This is a genomic window from Aquibaculum sediminis (assembly GCF_040712085.1).
In the GTDB taxonomy this organism is placed as follows: Bacteria; Pseudomonadota; Alphaproteobacteria; order Kiloniellales; family DSM-21159; genus Aquibaculum; species Aquibaculum sediminis.
The window spans coordinates 462,433-480,610 of the sequence record NZ_JBFCVK010000002.1 but is presented as its reverse complement, the minus strand read 5'-3'; the positions used below and the strand labels follow the sequence as shown (position 1 = coordinate 480,610).

Sequence of the window (18,178 nt, the reverse complement as noted above, 5' to 3'; positions counted from 1 at the left end):
GGAATGACCGCCGCCCCGCTGCTGTCCTCGAACTCCGGATGAACCGGCTCAGGAACCGGCCTTGCTTTCGTAGGCCGTGCCCCATCCCCAGGCGCCGGACCCGAAGCCACGTCCGACGATGCGCTCGCGGAAGATGTCCGAAACGCTGTCGCCATCGCCGGCCAGCAGTGCCTTGGTCGAGCACATCTCCGCACAAAGCGGGAGCTTGCCCTCGGCCAGGCGGTTGCCGCCGTACTTCGAGAATTCGGCCTGGGAGCCGTCTTCTTCCGGACCGCCAGCGCAGAAGGTGCACTTGTCCATCTTGCCGCGGCTGCCAAAGTTGCCGGCCTGCGGGAACTGCGGTGCCCCGAAGGGGCAGGCGTAGAAGCAGTAGCCGCAACCGATGCAGAGGTCCTTGGAGTGCAGCACCACACCGTCGTCGGTCTGGTAGAAGCAGTCCACCGGGCACACCGCCATGCAGGGCGCGTCGGAGCAATGCATGCAGGCCACGGAGATCGAACGCTCACCCGGCTTGCCGTCATTGATCGTCACCACCCGGCGACGGTTGATCCCCCAAGGAACCTCGTTCTCGTTCTTGCACGCCGTGACACAGGCGTTGCACTCGATGCAACGCTCAGCGTCACAGAGGAACTTCATGCGTGCCATCTCAGTTCTCCTCTCTCAATCCGGGTTCAAGCACGCTCGATCTGACACAGGGTCGACTTCGTCTCCTGCATCTGCGTGACGACGTCGTAACCGTATGTCTGAACGGTGTTGCTGCTCTCACCCAAGACATAGGGATCGGAGCCCTGGGGATACTTGGACCGCAGGTCCTCGCCCATCCAGTGGCCGCCGAAGTGGAAAGGCATGAAGGCCACGCCATTCCCGACACGTTCGGTCACCAGAGCCTTCACCCTGATCCGCACAGGATTGTCGTCGGAGTTGTCCGGGCCATAGACCCAGACGTCATCCCCATCGCGAATGCCGCGATTGTTGGCATCGCGAGGATTGATCTCCACGAACATGTCCTGCTGCAGTTCTGCCAGCCAGGGATTGGATCGGGTCTCGTCGCCGCCGCCCTCGTACTCCACCAGACGGCCGGAGGTGAGAACGATCGGGAAGTTTTCCGAGAAGTCCTGATCCTGGATGGACTTGAACAGCAGCGGCAGGCGCATGCTGGTGCGGTCCTCGTGGGTCGGATAGTCCGCCACGAGATCGCGCCGTGGCGTGTAGAGCGGCTCGCGGTGCAGCGGCACCGGATCCGGGAAGTTCCACACCACCGCTCGGGCCTTGGCGTTGCCGTAAGGGGCGCAGCCATGCTCGATCGCGACACGTTGGATGCCGCCGGAGTTGTCGATCTTCCAGTTCACCGCATCGATGTCGCCGCCGTCGGCGGCGTGCTCGATCGCGGCCATCTCCTCCTCGGTGAGTTCGGAATCCCATCCCAGGGACTTGAGCATGGCCATGGTGAACTCAGGATAACCGTCCTCGATCTCCGAGCCCGGATTGTAGCTGCCGTCGGCGAGCAGGTTGACCCCGTCCCGCTCCACACCGAAGCGGGCGCGGAAGCCCATGCCACCGTCGGCCACCGCCTGCTCTGCGTTGTAAAGCACCGGCGAACCCGGGTGGTTGAACTCGGCCGTCCCCCAACAGGGCCAGGGCAGACCGTAGTAGTCACCGTCGCAGGGGCCACCAAGCGCCCGCAGCGTGGTCTTGTCGAAGGTGTACTGGTTGGCCATGTGGGCCTTGAGACGCTCCGGCGACTGACCGGTGTAGCCGATCGTCCACACACCGCGGTTGAGTTCGCGCAGAATGTCCTCGACCAGTGGTTCGGTGCCGTTGATCTCGATGTTCTTGAACATCTCGTCGGCAAAACCGAACTTCTCGGCGAAAAGATACATGATCTCGTGGTCGACCTTCGAGTCGAAGAGCGGGTCCATCACCTTCTCGCGCCACTGCAGGGAGCGGTTGGAGGCGGTCACCGACCCCACCGTCTCGAACTGGGTGGTCGCCGGCAACAGATAGACGCCGTCCGTGCGATCATGCATGACGGCGGTCACGCTCGGGAAGGGATCGATCACGACCAGCATGTCGAGCTTCGACATGGCTCGACGCATGTCCGGCATGCGGGTCTGGGAGTTCGGGGCATGACCCCAGAACACCATGGCCCGAAGGTTGTCCGGCTGGTCGATGTTCTCCTTTGATTCGAGCGCCAGGTCGAACCAGCGTGACACCGGAACACCCGCCTTCTCCATCAGCTCCTGCGAGCCGAAGCGCGACAGCAGGTAGTCGTAGTCGGTCTCCCACACCCGCGCCCAATGCTTCCAGGAGCCAGTCGCCAGGCCGTAGTAGCCGGGCAGGGTGTCCTGGGTGACGCCAAGATCGGTGGCGCCCTGCACGTTGTCGTGGCCACGGTAGATGTTCGCACCGCCACCGGCCTTGCCGATGATGCCCATCGCCAGACCCATCACGCAGTAGGCACGGACGTTGGCGTTGCCGGTGGAGTGCTGGGTCGAACCCATGCACCAGACGATGGAAAAAGGCCGGTTGTTGGCCAGGGTCCGGGCAACTCGCTCAAGCTGCGAGCCGGGAACGCCGGTTACCCGCTCGACCTCCTCCGGAGTCCACTTCGCCACCTCGGAACGGATCTCGTTCATGCCGTAGACGCGCTGCCGGATGTACTCGCGATCCTCCCAGCCGTTCTCGAAGACATGCCAGAGGATGCCCCAGATGAGTGCCACGTCCGTACCGGGACGGAAGCGGACGTACTCGCTGGCGTGGGCGGCCGTACGCGTGAAGCGCGGATCACAAACGATGAAGGGTGCGGAATTCTCTTCCTTCGCCTTCAACATGTGCTGCATCGCCACCGGGTGCGCTTCCGCCGGATTGCCTCCGATCTGGAAAATGGCCCGCGCGTTATGCAGGTCGTTGTAGCTGTTGGTCATCGCGCCATAGCCCCAGGTGTTGGCAACACCTGCGACCGTGGTCGAGTGGCAGATACGCGCCTGATGATCGATGTTGTTCGTGCCCCAGTAGGCCGCGAACTTCCGGATCAGGTAGGACTGCTCGTTGTTGTGCTTTGCGGAGCCCAGCCAATAGACCGAGTCCGGGCCGGAGGTCTCGCGGATGTCCAGCATCTGATCGCCGATCTCGTTGATCGCCTGATCCCAGGAAATCCGCTCCCACTGGCCATTGACCAGCTTGACCGGGTGTTTGAGGCGGCGTTCGCCGTGCGCGTGCTCGCGCACCGCCGCGCCCTTGGCGCAGTGGGCGCCCAGGTTGAAGGGGCTGTCCCAGCCGGGCTCCTGCCCGACCCAGACGCCGTTCTTCACTTCCGCAAGCACCGTGCAGCCCACCGAGCAGTGGGTGCAGACCGACTTGCGGATTTCCGCCGAGCCGTTCGAGGACTGCGCCTCGGCCTTCCGCACGCGGCCCAGTGACATGGCCGAGGCAGCAGCAACGCCGCCCGCGGCCAGACCAGAGCGCTTGAGGAAGGTTCGGCGATCCACGGCGCCGCCGATCACTCCGGCAAACGCCTTGGACAAACGGGGGCCTGACGTCGCCCCATTCGCCTTTTTGGTAAGCATCGACCTCTCCTGTATTTCTTATGCCGTTCCAGCCAGCGAGGCGGTCAGAACCTGGCGAGCTCGTAGTAGCGCTTTATATGCGCGCTTTCCTGATAGCCCTTCGGCTTGCGCTCCTCGGCGGCTTCGGCCTCGCCTCCGGCAGCCAGGGTCACTGCGGCGGCACCCAGCGCACCGACGCCCAGACCCGCCGTGCGGAAGAAGTCGCGCCGCGCTGTCGAGGTCACCTTCTCATCCTTCATGTCACTCACCCCTCCTCCAATGGCGATCCGCTCCGGACGGGCCTGCACCTAGCTCCCGCCCTCCGGGTCGCGGACTCCACGTTTGGCGCTAGGCCGCCATCTCGAACCCCTGGGCTTCGATCTGCAGGAACAGACTGCCGATCGTGCCGACGGGCATGAAAAAACGGGCCGAGGGCGATGCCTGCAGGTCCTCGAAGAACCGCGGCGCCCAGCAGCCGATATGCGTGTCGTAGAAGCGTTGCTGTGTGGCCAGGTCGGCCGGCTCACCGAAGGAGCCGCCAATCAGCCCGGCCATCATCTCGCACAGGGAGGCGATGTGGTCCTCGGGCTCGCTGACGTTTTCCTGACGCGCAATGCCAAGTTCGGCCATCTCCCCGCGCAGTCGCGCCAGGGGCCGGTCATGCAGGAAACCCGTCAGGTAATAGGAGGCGTAGGGCAGAAGCTCAGCCTGGCCGACACCGATGAAGAGCGTGAAATGCTCCTGCTCGATCTCTTTCGGCTCGCTGCGGCGGGCGACCTGGGCCAGCGTCTGAACCGCCTGGCCCAACTCGGTCTCATCGCCTTCAAGGGAAGCCAGGGACGCAAGAAAATCGCGATCCGGCGCACCACTCAACAGGCGTGCCAGTAATGTATACCAACCCAACCGAAGGCGGTCTTCTTCAGCCACCTCAACCAAGGGCGCGCCCTTCTCTCCTGCCTTGCCCGGCCAGCACAGCCCCGACCGCTTGATGAGAGTCGGATGCTGCCTGAACACGGTGCTTCTCCCTGCTGTTCAGGGATCGTTTTCAGTTCATTGCAGAAATTAAACGTCAGAATGCGAACGAGGTCAACCAAATCCGGCCGGATGCGAGGCGCGAGCCACTCCGTTAATGCCCCTTACGATTGTGCATTCACTGACTGCCCCAGCGTCGGGCCAGTGCGCGGCGTGGCCGCCTTTGATGGCCTTCCGCAGGTTCACCCTGACCAGCAGGCAAATCCACCGATACGGGAGCCTTTGACACGGAGTCGCCCGACGCCTGGGGCGCGGCGCGCGGATCCTCAGAGTCAGTGGCGGCCTCAGCGTCCTGCTGTTCTTCATCCGCGGCGGGCACGGTTTCGGCCGTGCCGGGCAGCTCTTGCGCCGGCGCAGCGGTGGATTCCGTTGCGCCTTCTTCTGCCGCCTCCTGCTTTTCAGGAAGCACCATGCCACGGCCCACCTGGAAGAGCGTCTTCACAGGTTCTCCGGTGAAGGCGGGGCCGTTGTAGTCCTCGGCATAGTCCACCAGGCCGTCGAGGTTGGCGTAGACGGGGTCCAACCGCCACAGCCGCCGCAGAGCCTTCACGCGCAGTTCGCTCGGCACGTTGCGCTTCAGATAGGGCGTCCAGTCGTCGTCCCGACCGAGCGTTTCAGGATCCGGCAGGTCCTCGGCCGCAACCGGCTCCTCGACCGCCGGCTCGGCCTCGGCTGCGTCGACAGTGATCTCGTTCTGCTTGCCTTGGGTCGGCTCGACGTGGTCGCCTCCTGGCTCGCGTACGCGTTCTTCCGCCGCCTCTTCTTGCTGGGCCTTGCGCCGAGCCCAGCGCGACAGGAAGCCTTCGTCTTCTGATCGAGCCATCAGGCGTCTCCCTCGGAACCGCTCTGATCGTTACCGCTTGGACCACTTTTCCCCGGCCTGGTGCCAACATCCGCCGCGCGCCCCTTGCCGGGCGGCGGCCCGCCTTTGCGCGGATCGTGGGGCTTGCGCTTGCGCTTGTAGAAGGGCACCTCGACATGGTGCTGCGCCACGAAGGCCTCGATGAAGGCATGCACCGGAACCGGCATGGGCACCCCTTCGACGAGCTCCTCGCCACTGACGCTGTAGAACTCCGCCTCCATCACATTGGCCGTGACCAGCAGCGGCACCCAGGGATGGCGGCTGCCGGCGTCCACTCCCTTGCGCAGCACCACGTAGACCAGGGGCTGGCGCTGCTGCAGGTTCATCTTCAGTTCCGGCGTGTCCTTGCGGTGGAGCTCCAGGGACAGGGTGCCGGCATGAAACAATGCAGCCTCCCCCTCGCCTTCCTCACGCAGGGTCAGCCACTCACCGCGCGGATCGCGCTCCGGCGCGCCGACCAGCACGTCCACCGGTCGCCAGCTGTAGTCCTGCCAGGGGTGCTTGCTGCGACGCTGTTCCAGCACCACGCCCAGGGGCAGGGTCTCGATGCGCTTCAGTTCCTCGGTCGCGTCCGTCATGCCTCACCTCCGCGCTGAGCAGCACTTGGCGCCGCGCCCTCCCCGGCCTCGCTGCCAAACAGGCGCTCGGCCTCCGCCCAATCTTCGGGACGGTTCGCGTTGAAGAAGGGGTCGTAGGGCTCCACAGGCCAGTCGACTCGGACGAGCCGATAGTCCGCCGTGAAGACATCCACTTTTCGCACATCGGCCTCCATCGCCGCGCGCAGGCTGTCTGCGAGAGCCACAGGCCAAAGCGCGAAGACGGGATGGTCACGCCCGCCGGAGGCTGCGCAGACAATGTCGGCACCCTCATCCTCGCGCGCCTGAGCCAGACGTGCCACCAGATCCTGCGGAAAGAAGGGCGCATCGCCGGCGAAGGTCACGATCCAGGGACAGTCGGGTGCATGCTCGCGCGCCCATTCCATGCCGGTCAGCACACCGGCCAGCGGCCCGGCGAAGCCGCCGATGCTGTCCGGCACCACCGGCAGCCCGAAGGCCTCAAAGCGTGTGGGGTCGCCGTTGGCGTTGATCACCAGCGGCCCCACCTGAGGGCGCGCCCGCTCGATGATCCGGGCCAGCAGGGGCCGACCGCCCAGCGGCCGGAGGCACTTGTCACCGCCACCCATGCGCCGCGATTGGCCGCCGGCCAGCAGCACACCGCAGAGGTTGGAGAGTTTACTCGCCATCGCGTGCCCCCTTGCGCCCGTGGCGCGGTGCTTCATCCTCATCCCGGGCTTCGGCGTCATAGACGATCCGCTCAGCGCCGGAGAGCGCGATGAAGCGTCGCCCCTTGGCCCGGCCAATCAGTGTGAGTCCGGCCTGACGCGCGAGATCGACACCCCAGGCAGTGAAGCCCGAGCGCGAAACCAGGATGGGTATGCCCATCTGCACCGTCTTGATCACCATTTCCGAGGTCAGACGGCCGGTGGTGTAGAAGATCTTGTCGTCTGGCGTGAGCCCGTGCAGCAGCATGTAGCCGGCAATCTTGTCCACGGCATTGTGGCGACCGACGTCTTCCATGTAGAGCAGCGGCCGGTCGCCCTGGCAGAGCACGCAGCCATGGATCGCCCCGGCCTCGAGATAGAGGCTGGGCGCCGTGTTGATCTTGCGGGTCAGGGCGTAGAGCGAACTGGTGTGCAGGCGCGCGCTCTTGGAGAGGTGAACCTCATCGAAGCGCTCCATCAGGTCGCCGAAAACGGTTCCCTGGGCGCAGCCCGAGGTGCGGATCTTCTTCTTGAGTTTCTCTTCGTAGTTCGTCTCGCGCTGCGTGCGGACCACGACGACGTCCAGTTCCTCGTCGTAGTCGACGCCCTCGATCTCGTCGTCGGGGCGCAGCATGTTCTGATTGAGCAGATAGCCCACCGCCAGGTAGTCGGGATAGTCGCCGATCGTCATCATGGTGACGATCTCCTGCCGGTTCAGATAAAGGGTCAGCGGCCGTTCGGTTACCACCGCGGTTTCCACCGGCCGACCCTGCTCATCCACTCCCTCGACCCGGCTGGTCAGGCGCGGGTCCTGCGGGTCCGGACGCAGCAGGAACTCCGCCAGTTCGGCTGCTTCCAGCTTCGCGGTGCCCTTTCGCAGGCTTCTCGGCTGCGCAACGCTCGTTTCCGGCATATCAATCTCCCTTATCCACCTATAGGGCGCTGCACGGTTCGGCCACAAGGGCCGAGTCATGACGGCACACATCCGACATTCCTGCATGGCTGCCTCCGAAAGATGAGGCGGCGTGCCCGGTTGTTGAGACAGAAATACTGCCCTACCTTTGTTTTGTGCGATGCAATATCGCACTTGCACACAAAGAGGCGGGATCGACCCGCCCCAAACCTGATACCCGGAGATATACCATGCCGCGCACTTCTGAATTCGACGTTCTCCTCACCCAGCTTCGCGAACAGGGCTATGCCGACAGCGCGCAGATGGACGCCGAGGCCCGTCGGCTGCGTGCGCAGGCCATGCGCCACTACGCCGCACAGTTCATCGCCTGGCTGAAGTCCGGCGAGCAGAGCAAGAGCCTGGGCAGCGCCGCGCGCCACGCCTGAGTATTTACGCAGCTTTCCGTAGCGACAGAGAAGGGGCGGCCTGCTGATGCGTGGCCGCCTCTTCTGTTTGGAGGCTGTGTTCTTGCAAGCCTACGCCACAGCCTGGGGACCACCCGGCCGCGTGGCATAGAGCGCCAGGAATTCGAAACCGATCTGCGCCGCCGCCAGGGCCGTGATCTGGGCGCTGTCATAGGCCGGCGCCACCTCCACCACGTCAAAACCAATAAAGTTCAGTCCCTGCAAGCCGCGCAGGATGCCCAGCGCCTGAGCCGTGCTGAGGCCGCCGACCACCGGCGTGCCGGTGCCGGGCGCAAAGGCCGGGTCCAGGCCGTCGATGTCGAAGGTCAGGTAGATTTTGCGATCGCCCACGGTTTCACGAATGCGGGCAATCACGTCGTCGATGCCATGCCGATGCACCCAGGGCGCATCCAGGATGGTGAAGCCATGGGTTTCGGCGTTGTAGGTGCGAATGCCCACCTGCACCGAGCAGGCCGGATCGATCAGCCCCTCGCGCTGGGCATGCCAGAACATGGTGCCGTGGTTGATGTCATCCTCTTCGCCGGTCCAGGTGTCACTGTGCGCATCGAAGTGCAGCAGCGCCAGCGGGCCATGCTTGGCGGCATGCGCCTTGAGCAGCGGGTAGCTGACGAAGTGATCGCCGCCGATGGACAGCAGGGCAGCCCCGGCATCCAGCACCTGTCGTGCCGCCGCCTCGATGGCATCTGGAACCGTGGCCGGATGGAAGGGATCGAAGACGCAATCGCCGCTGTCCACGATGGACAGAACATCGCGCGGATCGAACGCCAGTCCATGCGGCCGGGCCCAGGCCATGATGGCCGAGGCCGCACGCACCGCCTGGGGCCCGAAGCGGGCGCCCGGGCGATTGGTGGTCGCCAGATCGAAGGGCACCCCCATCACCGCCAGATCGACATCGCTCAGGTCCTTGGAGTAGCGCCGCCGCAGAAAGGAAAGCGCACCGGCAAAGGTGTGCTCCTGCACCGCGCCCTTGTTGTCCGTCGCCACGAAAGCCTGATCGCCAGCCTGGCGTTTCGCCATGATCGTCTCCCTGAAGCTGTTTTGCCCCGCCTGCAGCGCGGGGGCGCCCGCCCCCGCAGCCGCCGCAACCCGGCCGCAACCCGGCCGCAGAGATAAACCCAGTTATTTTGGGGCTGCAAGCGCTGGCCGTCCTGATAGTCTGATCGCAAATACCCCGATGTCGACCCCGGGAGGGGCAGATTTGGCGGGCAAGGGAAGACGCCAAGACTGCGCCGGATACGAGTGAGCACTCAAGAAGAACCGGCAAGGCGCACGCGGCATGCGAAGCGTCAGACGGGATCAGGAGAAGGATGGCCCCATGAAACTGCGTGGCCGAAAGCTGCTTGTCTGCGACTGCGAAAAGACCATGCCGCTGAGCGGCGAGCGTCTTGCGGACGCCTTGCGCGCCCTCGGCGCCGAGGGAGAGTTGCCGCTTCACACCCAGCTCTGCCGGGCTCAGTTGCAGAACTATGAGGCGGCGCTCAACAGCGGCGAGCCCTTGCTGGTCGCCTGCACCCAGGAAGCCCCCCTCTTCTCGGAACTGGCCGAAGAGGAACGGCCCGACGCCGACCTGCGCTTTGCCAACATCCGCGAAACCGCAGGCTGGGGAGAGGAAGGGGCGGCCGCGACCGCCAAGATGGCCGCGCTGCTGGCTGCCGCAACCCAGGAGGCGAAGCCGGCGCCGCTGATCTCGCTGAAATCCGAAGGCGTCTGCCTGATCTACGGCAAGGACGAGCGGGCGCTCGAGGTCGCGGCCCAGCTCAAGGGCCGCCTGGACGTCACCGTGCTGCTGCGCGAGGCCGAGGAGATCGCGCCGCCACGGATCATGGATGTACCGGTGTTCCTCGGCCGCATCGTCGCTGCCAAGGGCTACCTCGGGGGCTTCGGCGTGACCGTGGACGGCTACGCCCCGGCCTCGCCCTCGTCGCGCGAGCGGCTGGCCTTCGACGCGCCGCGCGACGGCGCCTACAGCGAGTGCGACCTGATCCTCGACCTGACCGGCGGCACGCCGCTCTTCCCGGCCGGCGAGCGGCTGGATGGCTATCTGCGCGCCGACCCCGCCGACCCCGTGGCGGTGCAGCGCGCGGCGCTGGCCGCCAGCGATCTGGTGGGCGAGTTCGAGAAGCCGCGCTACGTGCGCTACGATGCCGAGATCTGCGCCCATGGCCGCAACCGCAAGACCGGCTGTCGCCTGTGCCTGGACAACTGCCCGCTCTCGGCCATCACGTCGCTCGGCGAAAGCGTCGAGATCGACCCGCATGTCTGCGGCGGCTGCGGACTCTGCGCCGCGCTCTGCCCGACGGGGGCCATCGAATACCAGTTCCCCGCTGCCACCAGCCTGTTCGAGCAGACCCGCAGCCTCCTGGAGTCCTACCGCAAGGCTGGCGGCGAAGCCCCGGTCCTGCTGCTGCACGACGAGCGCTATGGCGCGGAAGTCATTTCGCTGATGGCGCGGCACGGCGGCGGACTGCCGGCGCGGGTGCTGCCGCTGCCCGTCAACGAGGTGACGGAACTGGGCTTCGACTTCTACTTCGACGCTCTGGCCTGGGGCGCAGCGCAGATCGCCCTGCTGGTTGCGCCCGAGAAGCGCGATGACGTGCCGGCCCTGGCAGGCACTCTTGGGCTGGTGGAAACGGTAATGGATGGCCTGGGCTACGGCGGCGGGCGCATCCACCTCCTCGACCAGCAGGATCCCGATGCGGTGGAAGCGGCGCTGCGTGCGCTGCCGTCGACCGCCGGGGCCGAAGCCGGCCTCTTCCTGCCCATGGGGGGCAAGCGCGCCCGCGCCTTCCTGGGCCTGCACCACCTCCATGCCAAGGCGCCGCAGCCGGTGGATCAACTGCCGCTGCCACAGGGTGCGCCCTTCGGCACCATCCACGTGGACACCAGCGGCTGCACGCTGTGCCAGGCCTGCGTCACCGCCTGCCCGGCCGGCGCGCTGATCGACGATCCGGAGATGCCCTGGCTCGGCTTCATCGAGGAAAATTGCGTGCAGTGCGGCCTGTGCAAGGTGACCTGTCCGGAGAAGGTGATCGCTCTGGAGCCACGCCTGAACTTCCAGGAAGAGGCGCGCACCGCGCGGGAACTCAACCGTGCCACGCCCTTCAACTGCATCCGCTGCGGCAAACCCTTCGGCGTGGGCGCCTCCATCGAGCGCATTGTCGATCGGCTGGCCGGTGCCCACTCCATGTTCCAGGACAGCGGCCGGGTCGAGCGCATCATGATGTGCGACGACTGCCGCGTGGTCACGGAGTTTGAGGCCAGCACGGCCGCCATCTCCTACGGTGAACGCCCTGCCATGCGCACCACCGAAGACGACCTGCGCGAACGCGAACTGGATCGCGCCAAGCAGCGTCTGGCGGAAACGGGCAGGAACAACGGCTCGTCCGATTCGTGACCGACGCGCCGCTGGACCCACGCAACTACGTCTACCGCGCAGACCTGGCGGACGCCCGGCTGCGCGGACGGGTCGAGGCGCAGCGCTTCACGGAGGGCAGCCCGGCGACCCTCTGTGTCGGTTGTGCCGATCTGAAGCGCACGCCCTCGGCCCAGGCCAGCAACGACAGCCAGTTGCTCTTCGGGGAAAGGCTGCGGGTGTTCGACCGCAAGGACGGCTGGGCCTGGGTGCAGAACGACGGCGACGGCTATGTCGGCTGGGTGCGGGAAAGCGCTCTCGGCCCGCTGCGCACGGCACCGGATCATCGCGTCGCGGCTCTGCGCACGCCGCAGCTGCCGGAACCGAACGTCAAGGCGCCGCCGCTTGACCTCTTGCCCTTCGCCTCCGTCCTGCGGGTCACGCACTACAGCGGGCCCTATGCGGAGATCGAGGGCGGCGGCTGGGTCTTTGTGGCACATCTGGTCCAGAGCGACAAAGCCGATAGCGACTATATCGCCACCGCCTGGCGCTTCCTGGGCCTGCCCTACCTCTGGGGCGGTCGCAGCAGCCTGGGGCTGGACTGTTCGGCCCTGGTCCAACTCGCACTGGGCGCCGCCGGCCTCGCGCTGCCGCGGGACAGCGACCAGCAGGAGACCTGCGAAGCCGCCGGCCGCCAACTGCCTCCCGACGCGCCGCGACAGCGTGGCGACCTGCTCTACTGGCCCGGCCACGTGGCGCTGGCGCTGGACGCGGAGCGCGTGCTGCACGCCACGGGTGGGCCGATGCTCGTGGTCGAAGAACCCTTCGCGGCGATCAATGCCCGCGTCCAGGCCGAGTCCGGCCGCGGACTGCGCTGCATTCGCCGTCCCTGACGCCTCTCCTGAACTCCTATCCGCGCCAGAAGCGCGGCATCACCAGGACCAGCAGGGTGAAGAGCTCCAGGCGACCCAGCAGCATGCCCAGACAGAGCAGCCATTTCGCGGTATCGGGCAAGGCGCGGTAGGTCCCGGTGGGGCCAACCACGTCTCCCAGGCCCGGCCCGACATTGGTGACCGCACTGGCCGAGGCGCTGATCGCGGTCACGAAATCCAGGCCCAGCGCCGCCAGGGCCAGGGCCAGAGCTGCGACGGTAACGAAAAACAGCAGCACAAAGGCGGCGACTGAGGAGCGCACCGGCTCGTCAATCTGCCGGCGGTTGTAGAGCACCAGCAGCACGGCATTGGGATGGGTGAGACGCTTGAGCTGCATCAGGGCCGATTGCGTCAGGACGTAGAGCCGGTAGGTCTTGATCGAGCCCGAGGTGGAACCCGAGCAGCCGCCGAGGAACATGAGGAAGAAGAAGGTGACGACCGCCCAGTTTCCCCAGCGACTGTAGTTTTCCGAGAAGAAGCCGGTGGTGGTGACCACCGAAACCACGTTGACCGCCGCCGCCGTCAAGGCGTCTCCGGGCGCGCGTCCATTCTCCAGCCAAAGCCGCAGCGCCGCATAGAGCACCAGGGCGCAGAGCAGCGCCAGCAGCCAGCGGACCTGCGGATCGCGCCACAGTGCCAGCGGGCGTCCGCGTAATGCCTGGACGTAGAGCACGAAGGGCATTGCCCCGGCGAGCATGAAGACCACCGCAGTCCACTGCACCGCCGGCTGCGGCCAGTGGCCCAGCGAGGCATCCATAGTGGAGAAGCCGCCGGTGGAGATGGTGGCCATGGCATGCACCAGCGCGTCGAACAAGCTCATGCCGGCGGCCCAGTAGGCCAACAAGCACAGAAACGTCAGCGACAGGTAGCACTCGACGATCAGGATGCTGAAATCGCTGACCCGCAGGCTGACATGGTGACGTTCCGGGCGCTCGGACCGAAAGAGCTGCATGCCACCGACCTGCAGGAAGGGCAGGATGGCCACCGCCATGATGATCACGGCCGCTCCACCCAGCCACTGCAGGATGCCGCGCCAGAGCAGCAGGCTGCGCGGAAGTTCGTCCAGTCCATAGAGCACGGTTGCGCCGGTGGTGGTCAGGCCGGAAGTGGCCTCGAACAGTGCATCGGCGACGTCCACGCCCTGGAGCCCGGCCAGAAGGAAAGGCAGGGACGCAAAGGCAGACGCCAACGCCCAGGCCAGCACCGTCAGCAGAAAGGCCTGCCGGATGTTGAGCCTCGTCTCCTCGCCGCGGCTGCTCAAATAGAGTGCGCCGGCGAAGGTGATGGTCAGCGCCGAGGCGGCCGCGAAAACCTGCCAGCCATCCGAGCCTTCCGCCAGATCGACCGACGCAGGCAGCAGCATGGCCGCGCCCAGCGTGAGCAGCAGCAGGCTGAGCAGATGCAGCACCGGGCGGAACACGAGCATCGCGGCGAAGAACCCCTCACTCCCAGCCCCGATCGCCGGTGCCGGGCCGCCGCACTTTCGGGCGGCGGGACGCGGAAGGCAAATCCTAACTTGCCACGGCGCGCTCCGCCGCCTGGTTCAGGCTAGCAGGCTGCTGAACGCTACTTCACGAAAACCTGGCGGGGGAAGTCGAAGAGCGATTCGCAGCCGTCTGCGGTCACCCGCACGGTCTCGGACAAGCCGACGCCGGCCATGCCGGGCACCTGGACCCAGGGGATCAGATGGAAGGTCATGTTCTCTTCCAGCAGCCGCTCCTGTCCCTCCAGCAAGGAGAGGATATGCCCCTCGCCCCAGTCGGGTGCGAAGGCGAGGCCGATGGAGTAGCCGGTGCGCGAGGACTGGGCGCTGTCCGGCGCACCTTCACGGATCACGGCTCTGGCAACGCGGTCCACCTCCTGGGCCGCCACCCCCGGCTTGATCGTCTCCATGGTGGCCCGCATGGCATCGCGCACCACGCCCTCCGCTCGCCGCACTGCATCCGGCGCATCGCCGACAAAGACGGTGCGCATCATGGCGGTGTGATAGCGGGCGATGCAGCCGCCGACTTCGAGAAACACAGCCTCGTTGGGCTCGATGCGCCGGCCCATCCAGGTGGCATGGCCGATGGAACCGCGCCAGCCCGAGGCAACGAAGGGCGCAATCGCCGGATACTCGCTGCCCGCCTTGGTCATGGCCCACTGGATCTCGGCCGCAACATCATTCTCGGTCGCACCGGCCGAAATGGCGTCGATGCCGGCCTGCATGCCGGCTTCGGTGGTGCGCGCCGACTGCCGCATGACCTCGATCTCATCGTCGGATTTGACCAGGCGCAGGTCCTCGACGATCCCGTAGGCATCGACAAAGGTCGCGTTCGGCAGGGCCTCACAGCAGACATCCTGCTCGCTGGCACGGAAGAAGTAGCTGTGCCGCTCGTAGCCGAGGCGCCCTTCGCCCAGCCCCTGCTCGTCGATGCGCCTGGCCAGTTCCAGGGCCGGGCTTTCGAAGTCATCGTAGGGGAAGGACGAGGAGACCCAGGTGTAGGTCTGGACGTTCGAATCCTCGAGGCGGCGCGTCACGAAGAAGACCTCGCCCTCCAGCGGCACCACCAGGGCCTGGAACCAGTAGTAGCCCGGCGTGTGATAGCCGGTGAGATAGCAAAGGTTTTCCGGCGTCGTGACAATCAGCGCATCGAGCTCGCGCCGGGCCATCGCCCGCCGCAAGGTCGCCAAACGCCGGACGTACTCGGCCATCGTGAAAACCAGATCCTCGCGCTGCCGCATCTTGGCCTTCCCTTGAAACTGCCGACCCGCCCGAGCTTGCGGCGCGAGGTCGCATTGAGTTGGATACATCTCTTGCTACACCTGCTCTCGTTTGCAGAGCAATCAAGAATTTTCGCACCATTGACGAGAGGGTGTTGCCGGAGATGTATCCAACTATTGCGCAGGGATGCAAGCGTCCGTATTTTCCAGGGACATCGCTGCTGACGGATCGACCCTTGAGGGTGCCGTTGACGGCACTTTTCTGCGCATTAGCGAGACCGGCCATGATGATGAAAGTGCTTCGAGGTGATGTCGCTGCGAGCCAGAGTCAGTGTGCCGGGACTCCCGGCTGCTGATGGCACGCAGCCGCCGCGCCTCTGCCTCCGCCCGCCTGACCGCCAAGGCCCACTCGGCGCGCGAGCGCTTCGATTTCATGTTCCAGGAGCTGCGCGAGCGCATCTGCCTGCTACAATATCCACCCGGCGAGGCCTTGAGCGAGGAGGCCCTGGCACGGGAGTTCGGTGTCAGCCGCACCCCGATCCGCCGGGTTCTGGGGCGTCTGGAGGCGGCCGGACTGGTGGAAAGCCGGCATGGCGTGGGCACCATGGTCACGGTGATCGACCAGGTGGAGCTGGAGCAGGTCTATACCCTGCGCATGCGTCTTGCCGAACTGATGGGCGAGCTCGACCCCCGCTGCGCCACGGCGGAGGAGTTGGCGACGCTGCGCGGCTTGATAGACCGCTGTGAAGCGCTGCGCGACGCCCCCAGCGAACCGGAGTTCTGCCGCATAAACATGGCCTTCAACCAGCTGCTGATCACGCTCATCGGCAACTCGGCACTGCGCGACGTCACCGAACAGCTCTATTACCGCTCCTCGCGCTTCTTCCTCTATGCCCTGCCGGGCATGGACTTCCCCGAGGAGATCGAGATATTCCGGGGCGAGATGGCGGAGATCCTGACGGCTCTGGAGCGCAGCGACCTGCGCGCCGTTGCTTTCCATCGGCGCAACCACATCGCCAACAGCTACTACCGGATCATCCGCGACCGGCATGACCCCGAAACGGAGGCCGATTGATATGACGGCACTGCCCTCCCTGCGCGACGTCCACCTCGCGCGCCGGCGCACTGCCGGCCTGCTGCGCCGCACGCCCCTGGTGCAGAGCGAGACGCTCAGCGAAACAAATGGGGCGCCGGTGCATCTCAAGCTGGAGAGCCTGCAGGAAACCGGGGCCTTCAAGCTGCGCGGCGCCACCAATCGGCTGCTATGCCTCAGCGAGGAGGAGCGTCCGCGCGGCGTGGTCACCGTGTCCACCGGCAATCACGGGCGCGCCGTGGCCTTTGCCGCGCGGCGCCTGGGCCTGCGCGCGGTGGTCTGCCTCTCGGAACTCGTGCCCGAGAACAAGCGCGCCGCCATCCGGGCCCTGGGCGCCGAACTGCGCATCATCGGCCGCAGCCAGGACGAGGCGGAAGTGGAGGCCAAGCGACTGGTCCAAGAGGAAGGCATGGTTTACGTCCCTCCGTTTGACGACCCGCACATCGTTAGCGGTCAGGGCACGCTGGGGCTGGAGATCGTGGAGGACCTCCCCGAGGTGGAGGAGGTGCTGGTGCCGCTTTCGGGCGGCGGCCTGATTGCCGGGATTGCGCTCGCGATCAAGGGGTCGCTGCCGGATACACGGGTGGTCGGACTCTCGATGGAGCAGGGTCCGGCCATGTATCATAGCCTGCAGGCCGGAAAGCCGGTGGCCGTCACCGAAGAGGAAAGCCTGGCCGACAGCCTGGGCGGCGGCATCGGCATGGACAACCGCTATACCTTCCCGCTGGTGCGTGATCTTGTGGATGACGTGGTGCTGCTGAGCGAGGTCGAGATCGCCGCCGGCATGCGCCACCTCTTCCACGAGGAACGCCTGGTGAGCGAAGGTGGTGCTGCGGTCGGGGTGGCGGCCCTGCTGGCCGGCAAGGCCGGAGGCCAGGGCCGAACGACAGCCACTGTCGTCAGCGGCTGCAATGTAGACATGAAGGCCTTCCTCGCTGTGGTGAGTTGAAGGCAGGTTTCGGGAGCAAAGCATCATGGACGGATCGTCCACCTCAACGGCGCCGGCGCGCGTCAGCGCCTCCATCCCGGTGGGGACACCGGGCAAGCATCGGGGCTTCCTCACCGTTCCGCATTCGCGCAACGAGTCCGCCTGGGGCTCGATTCAGATGCCGATCGTCTCCATCGCCAACGGCGAGGGGCCGACGCTGCTCTTCACCGCCGGCAGCCATGGCGACGAGTACGAGGGGCAGATCGCGCTCATGAAGGCGGCGCAGTGGCTGGAGCCCGAGATGATCCGCGGGCGGGTCATCCTGCTGCCCTCGCTCAATCATCCCGCAGTGCGCTCGGCAACCCGCCTCTCGCCCATCGACGGTCTCAACATGAACCGGGTCTTCCCGGGGCAGCGCGACGGGACGGTCACGCAGATGATCGCCCACTATGTCTTCAGCGAGCTTCTGCCCTTGGCCGATGTGGTGGTGGATTTGCATTCCGGCGGCAACACGCTGGAGTTCGTGCCGAGCGTGATCATGCACGCCCTGCCCGACCCTGAACTGCACGCCCGCACCCTGGCCGCGCTCAAGGCCTTCGATGCGCCGGCAGCGGCGATCCTGACGGAACTCGACAGCGAAGGCATGCTGGACACCGCGGTGGAAAGCCTTGGCAAGGTCTTCATCTCCACCGAGTTGGGCGGCGCCGGAACCGCGACCGCCAGCACCGTCGCCGTCGCCGAGCGCGGGGTGCGCAACCTGCTGCGCCACTTCGACGTGCTGCAGGAAGACAGGCAGCCCGGCACAGGTGGCGCTTCCGAGCCCGGGCGGGTGCTGCACACGCCCGAAGGCAGCGCCTTCGTCATCGCCCGCGACGCCGGGGTCCTGGAGATGCTGGTGGACCTGGGCGACGAGGTCGCGGCCGGCCAGGCGATCTGTCAGGTGCATCACTTCGAGGACGTGGATCGTCCGCCCTCGGTCTACCACAGCGCGATCAGCGGGATGTTCTGGTGTCGGCACGTGCCGGGGCTGGTGGCCCGGGGCGACTGCGTCGCCGTGATCGCCAGCGACTATCCCCAGAGCTGACCCGCGCTA

The 18,178-nt window shown here is 66.1% G+C and carries 17 protein-coding genes; 6 read left to right on the top strand and 11 right to left on the bottom strand.

The features are described from left to right. Positions 1–48 precede the first annotated feature (48 nt). The 8 genes from fdh3B to fdhD all read right to left on the bottom strand — a co-directional run bounded on the left by fdh3B (position 49) and on the right by fdhD (position 7,613). A complete protein-coding gene (fdh3B, locus tag ABZ720_RS04890; RefSeq protein ID WP_366554381.1) occupies positions 49–645 on the bottom strand; it encodes a formate dehydrogenase FDH3 subunit beta in 597 nt (198 codons plus the stop codon). 26 nt (positions 646–671) lie between these two features. Beyond that, a complete protein-coding gene (locus ABZ720_RS04885; protein ID WP_366554380.1) occupies positions 672–3,566 on the bottom strand; it encodes a formate dehydrogenase subunit alpha in 2,895 nt (964 codons plus the stop codon). Positions 3,567–3,610: 44 nt separating this feature from the next. Continuing rightward, entirely contained in the window at positions 3,611–3,805 is a 195-nt protein-coding gene (locus ABZ720_RS04880) for a formate dehydrogenase (RefSeq protein WP_366554379.1), read from the bottom strand. An 88-nt stretch (positions 3,806–3,893) separates the two neighbouring features. Continuing rightward, the gene (locus ABZ720_RS04875; RefSeq protein ID WP_366554378.1) at positions 3,894–4,559 is read right to left on the bottom strand and encodes a TorD/DmsD family molecular chaperone; all 666 of its coding nucleotides are present in this window, start codon (positions 4,557–4,559) and stop codon (positions 3,894–3,896) included. 136 nt (positions 4,560–4,695) lie between these two features. Next, positions 4,696–5,400, bottom strand: coding sequence for a DUF3306 domain-containing protein (locus ABZ720_RS04870; protein WP_366554377.1), 705 nt, complete (start codon positions 5,398–5,400; stop codon positions 4,696–4,698). Further along, on the bottom strand, positions 5,400–6,017 hold the full coding sequence (locus ABZ720_RS04865; RefSeq protein ID WP_366554376.1) for a DUF3305 domain-containing protein: 618 nt from the start codon (positions 6,015–6,017) through the stop codon (positions 5,400–5,402). The genes ABZ720_RS04870 and ABZ720_RS04865 overlap by 1 nt, the downstream gene beginning before the upstream one ends. After that, positions 6,014–6,682, bottom strand: coding sequence for a molybdenum cofactor guanylyltransferase MobA (gene mobA, locus ABZ720_RS04860; protein WP_366554375.1), 669 nt, complete (start codon positions 6,680–6,682; stop codon positions 6,014–6,016). The genes ABZ720_RS04865 and mobA overlap by 4 nt, the downstream gene beginning before the upstream one ends. Beyond that, entirely contained in the window at positions 6,672–7,613 is a 942-nt protein-coding gene (gene fdhD / locus ABZ720_RS04855) for a formate dehydrogenase accessory sulfurtransferase FdhD (protein ID WP_366554374.1), read from the bottom strand. The genes mobA and fdhD overlap by 11 nt, the downstream gene beginning before the upstream one ends. 230 nt (positions 7,614–7,843) lie before the next feature. Here fdhD and ABZ720_RS04850 point away from each other — a divergent pair, with 230 nt between their 5' ends. Beyond that, positions 7,844–8,038: a hypothetical protein gene (locus ABZ720_RS04850; protein ID WP_366554373.1), complete on the top strand. Its 195-nt coding sequence runs from the start codon at positions 7,844–7,846 to the stop codon at positions 8,036–8,038. Between the two features lie 90 nt (positions 8,039–8,128). On the opposite strand, the gene speB is transcribed toward ABZ720_RS04850, so the two are convergent. Next, positions 8,129–9,094: an agmatinase gene (speB, locus tag ABZ720_RS04845; protein WP_366554372.1), complete on the bottom strand. Its 966-nt coding sequence runs from the start codon at positions 9,092–9,094 to the stop codon at positions 8,129–8,131. Between the two features lie 298 nt (positions 9,095–9,392). On the opposite strand from speB, the gene ABZ720_RS04840 reads away from it, so the two are divergent. Both ABZ720_RS04840 and ABZ720_RS04835 read left to right on the top strand, forming a co-directional pair. Further along, positions 9,393–11,471, top strand: a complete 2,079-nt coding sequence (locus ABZ720_RS04840; RefSeq protein ID WP_366554371.1) for a 4Fe-4S binding protein — start codon at positions 9,393–9,395, stop codon at positions 11,469–11,471. Beyond that, a complete protein-coding gene (locus ABZ720_RS04835) occupies positions 11,468–12,322 on the top strand; it encodes a C40 family peptidase (protein WP_366554370.1) in 855 nt (284 codons plus the stop codon). Before ABZ720_RS04840 ends, ABZ720_RS04835 begins: the two co-directional genes overlap by 4 nt. Before the next feature lie 16 nt (positions 12,323–12,338). Here the strand turns inward: ABZ720_RS04835 and ABZ720_RS04830 are convergent, their stop codons facing one another. Both ABZ720_RS04830 and ABZ720_RS04825 read right to left on the bottom strand, forming a co-directional pair. Continuing rightward, positions 12,339–13,787: a TrkH family potassium uptake protein gene (locus ABZ720_RS04830; RefSeq protein WP_366554368.1), complete on the bottom strand. Its 1,449-nt coding sequence runs from the start codon at positions 13,785–13,787 to the stop codon at positions 12,339–12,341. A gap of 140 nt (positions 13,788–13,927) precedes the next feature. Beyond that, a complete protein-coding gene (locus ABZ720_RS04825; RefSeq protein WP_366554366.1) occupies positions 13,928–15,085 on the bottom strand; it encodes a M24 family metallopeptidase in 1,158 nt (385 codons plus the stop codon). 334 nt (positions 15,086–15,419) lie between these two features. Here ABZ720_RS04825 and ABZ720_RS04820 point away from each other — a divergent pair, with 334 nt between their 5' ends. Genes ABZ720_RS04820 through ABZ720_RS04810 form a run of 3 tightly spaced genes read left to right on the top strand, consistent with a single transcriptional unit; the run spans position 15,420 to position 18,169 of the window. Next, a complete protein-coding gene (locus tag ABZ720_RS04820; protein WP_366554364.1) occupies positions 15,420–16,139 on the top strand; it encodes a GntR family transcriptional regulator in 720 nt (239 codons plus the stop codon). A gap of 1 nt (position 16,140) precedes the next feature. Continuing rightward, positions 16,141–17,106: a hydroxyectoine utilization dehydratase EutB gene (gene eutB, locus ABZ720_RS04815; RefSeq protein WP_366554362.1), complete on the top strand. Its 966-nt coding sequence runs from the start codon at positions 16,141–16,143 to the stop codon at positions 17,104–17,106. A gap of 25 nt (positions 17,107–17,131) precedes the next feature. After that, positions 17,132–18,169: a succinylglutamate desuccinylase/aspartoacylase domain-containing protein gene (locus ABZ720_RS04810; protein WP_366554360.1), complete on the top strand. Its 1,038-nt coding sequence runs from the start codon at positions 17,132–17,134 to the stop codon at positions 18,167–18,169. The last annotated feature ends 9 nt before the right edge of the window (positions 18,170–18,178 follow it).

What these genes read in the sequence shown, in the direction of transcription:
- fdh3B (WP_366554381.1), bottom strand. Translation starts at nt 645, where the DNA reads ATGGCACGCATGAAGTTCCTCTGTGACGCTGAGCGTTGCATCGAGTGC.
- ABZ720_RS04885 (WP_366554380.1), bottom strand. Translation starts at nt 3,566, where the DNA reads ATGCTTACCAAAAAGGCGAATGGGGCGACGTCAGGCCCCCGTTTGTCC.
- ABZ720_RS04880 (WP_366554379.1), bottom strand. Translation starts at nt 3,805, where the DNA reads ATGAAGGATGAGAAGGTGACCTCGACAGCGCGGCGCGACTTCTTCCGC.
- ABZ720_RS04870 (WP_366554377.1), bottom strand. Translation starts at nt 5,400, where the DNA reads ATGGCTCGATCAGAAGACGAAGGCTTCCTGTCGCGCTGGGCTCGGCGC.
- ABZ720_RS04865 (WP_366554376.1), bottom strand. Translation starts at nt 6,017, where the DNA reads ATGACGGACGCGACCGAGGAACTGAAGCGCATCGAGACCCTGCCCCTG.
- mobA (WP_366554375.1), bottom strand. Translation starts at nt 6,682, where the DNA reads ATGGCGAGTAAACTCTCCAACCTCTGCGGTGTGCTGCTGGCCGGCGGC.
- fdhD (WP_366554374.1), bottom strand. Translation starts at nt 7,613, where the DNA reads ATGCCGGAAACGAGCGTTGCGCAGCCGAGAAGCCTGCGAAAGGGCACC.
- ABZ720_RS04850 (WP_366554373.1), top strand. Translation starts at nt 7,844, where the DNA reads ATGCCGCGCACTTCTGAATTCGACGTTCTCCTCACCCAGCTTCGCGAA.
- speB (WP_366554372.1), bottom strand. Translation starts at nt 9,094, where the DNA reads ATGGCGAAACGCCAGGCTGGCGATCAGGCTTTCGTGGCGACGGACAAC.
- ABZ720_RS04840 (WP_366554371.1), top strand. Translation starts at nt 9,393, where the DNA reads ATGAAACTGCGTGGCCGAAAGCTGCTTGTCTGCGACTGCGAAAAGACC.
- ABZ720_RS04830 (WP_366554368.1), bottom strand. Translation starts at nt 13,787, where the DNA reads ATGCTCGTGTTCCGCCCGGTGCTGCATCTGCTCAGCCTGCTGCTGCTC.
- ABZ720_RS04825 (WP_366554366.1), bottom strand. Translation starts at nt 15,085, where the DNA reads ATGCGGCAGCGCGAGGATCTGGTTTTCACGATGGCCGAGTACGTCCGG.
- ABZ720_RS04820 (WP_366554364.1), top strand. Translation starts at nt 15,420, where the DNA reads ATGGCACGCAGCCGCCGCGCCTCTGCCTCCGCCCGCCTGACCGCCAAG.
- eutB (WP_366554362.1), top strand. Translation starts at nt 16,141, where the DNA reads ATGACGGCACTGCCCTCCCTGCGCGACGTCCACCTCGCGCGCCGGCGC.
- ABZ720_RS04810 (WP_366554360.1), top strand. Translation starts at nt 17,132, where the DNA reads ATGGACGGATCGTCCACCTCAACGGCGCCGGCGCGCGTCAGCGCCTCC.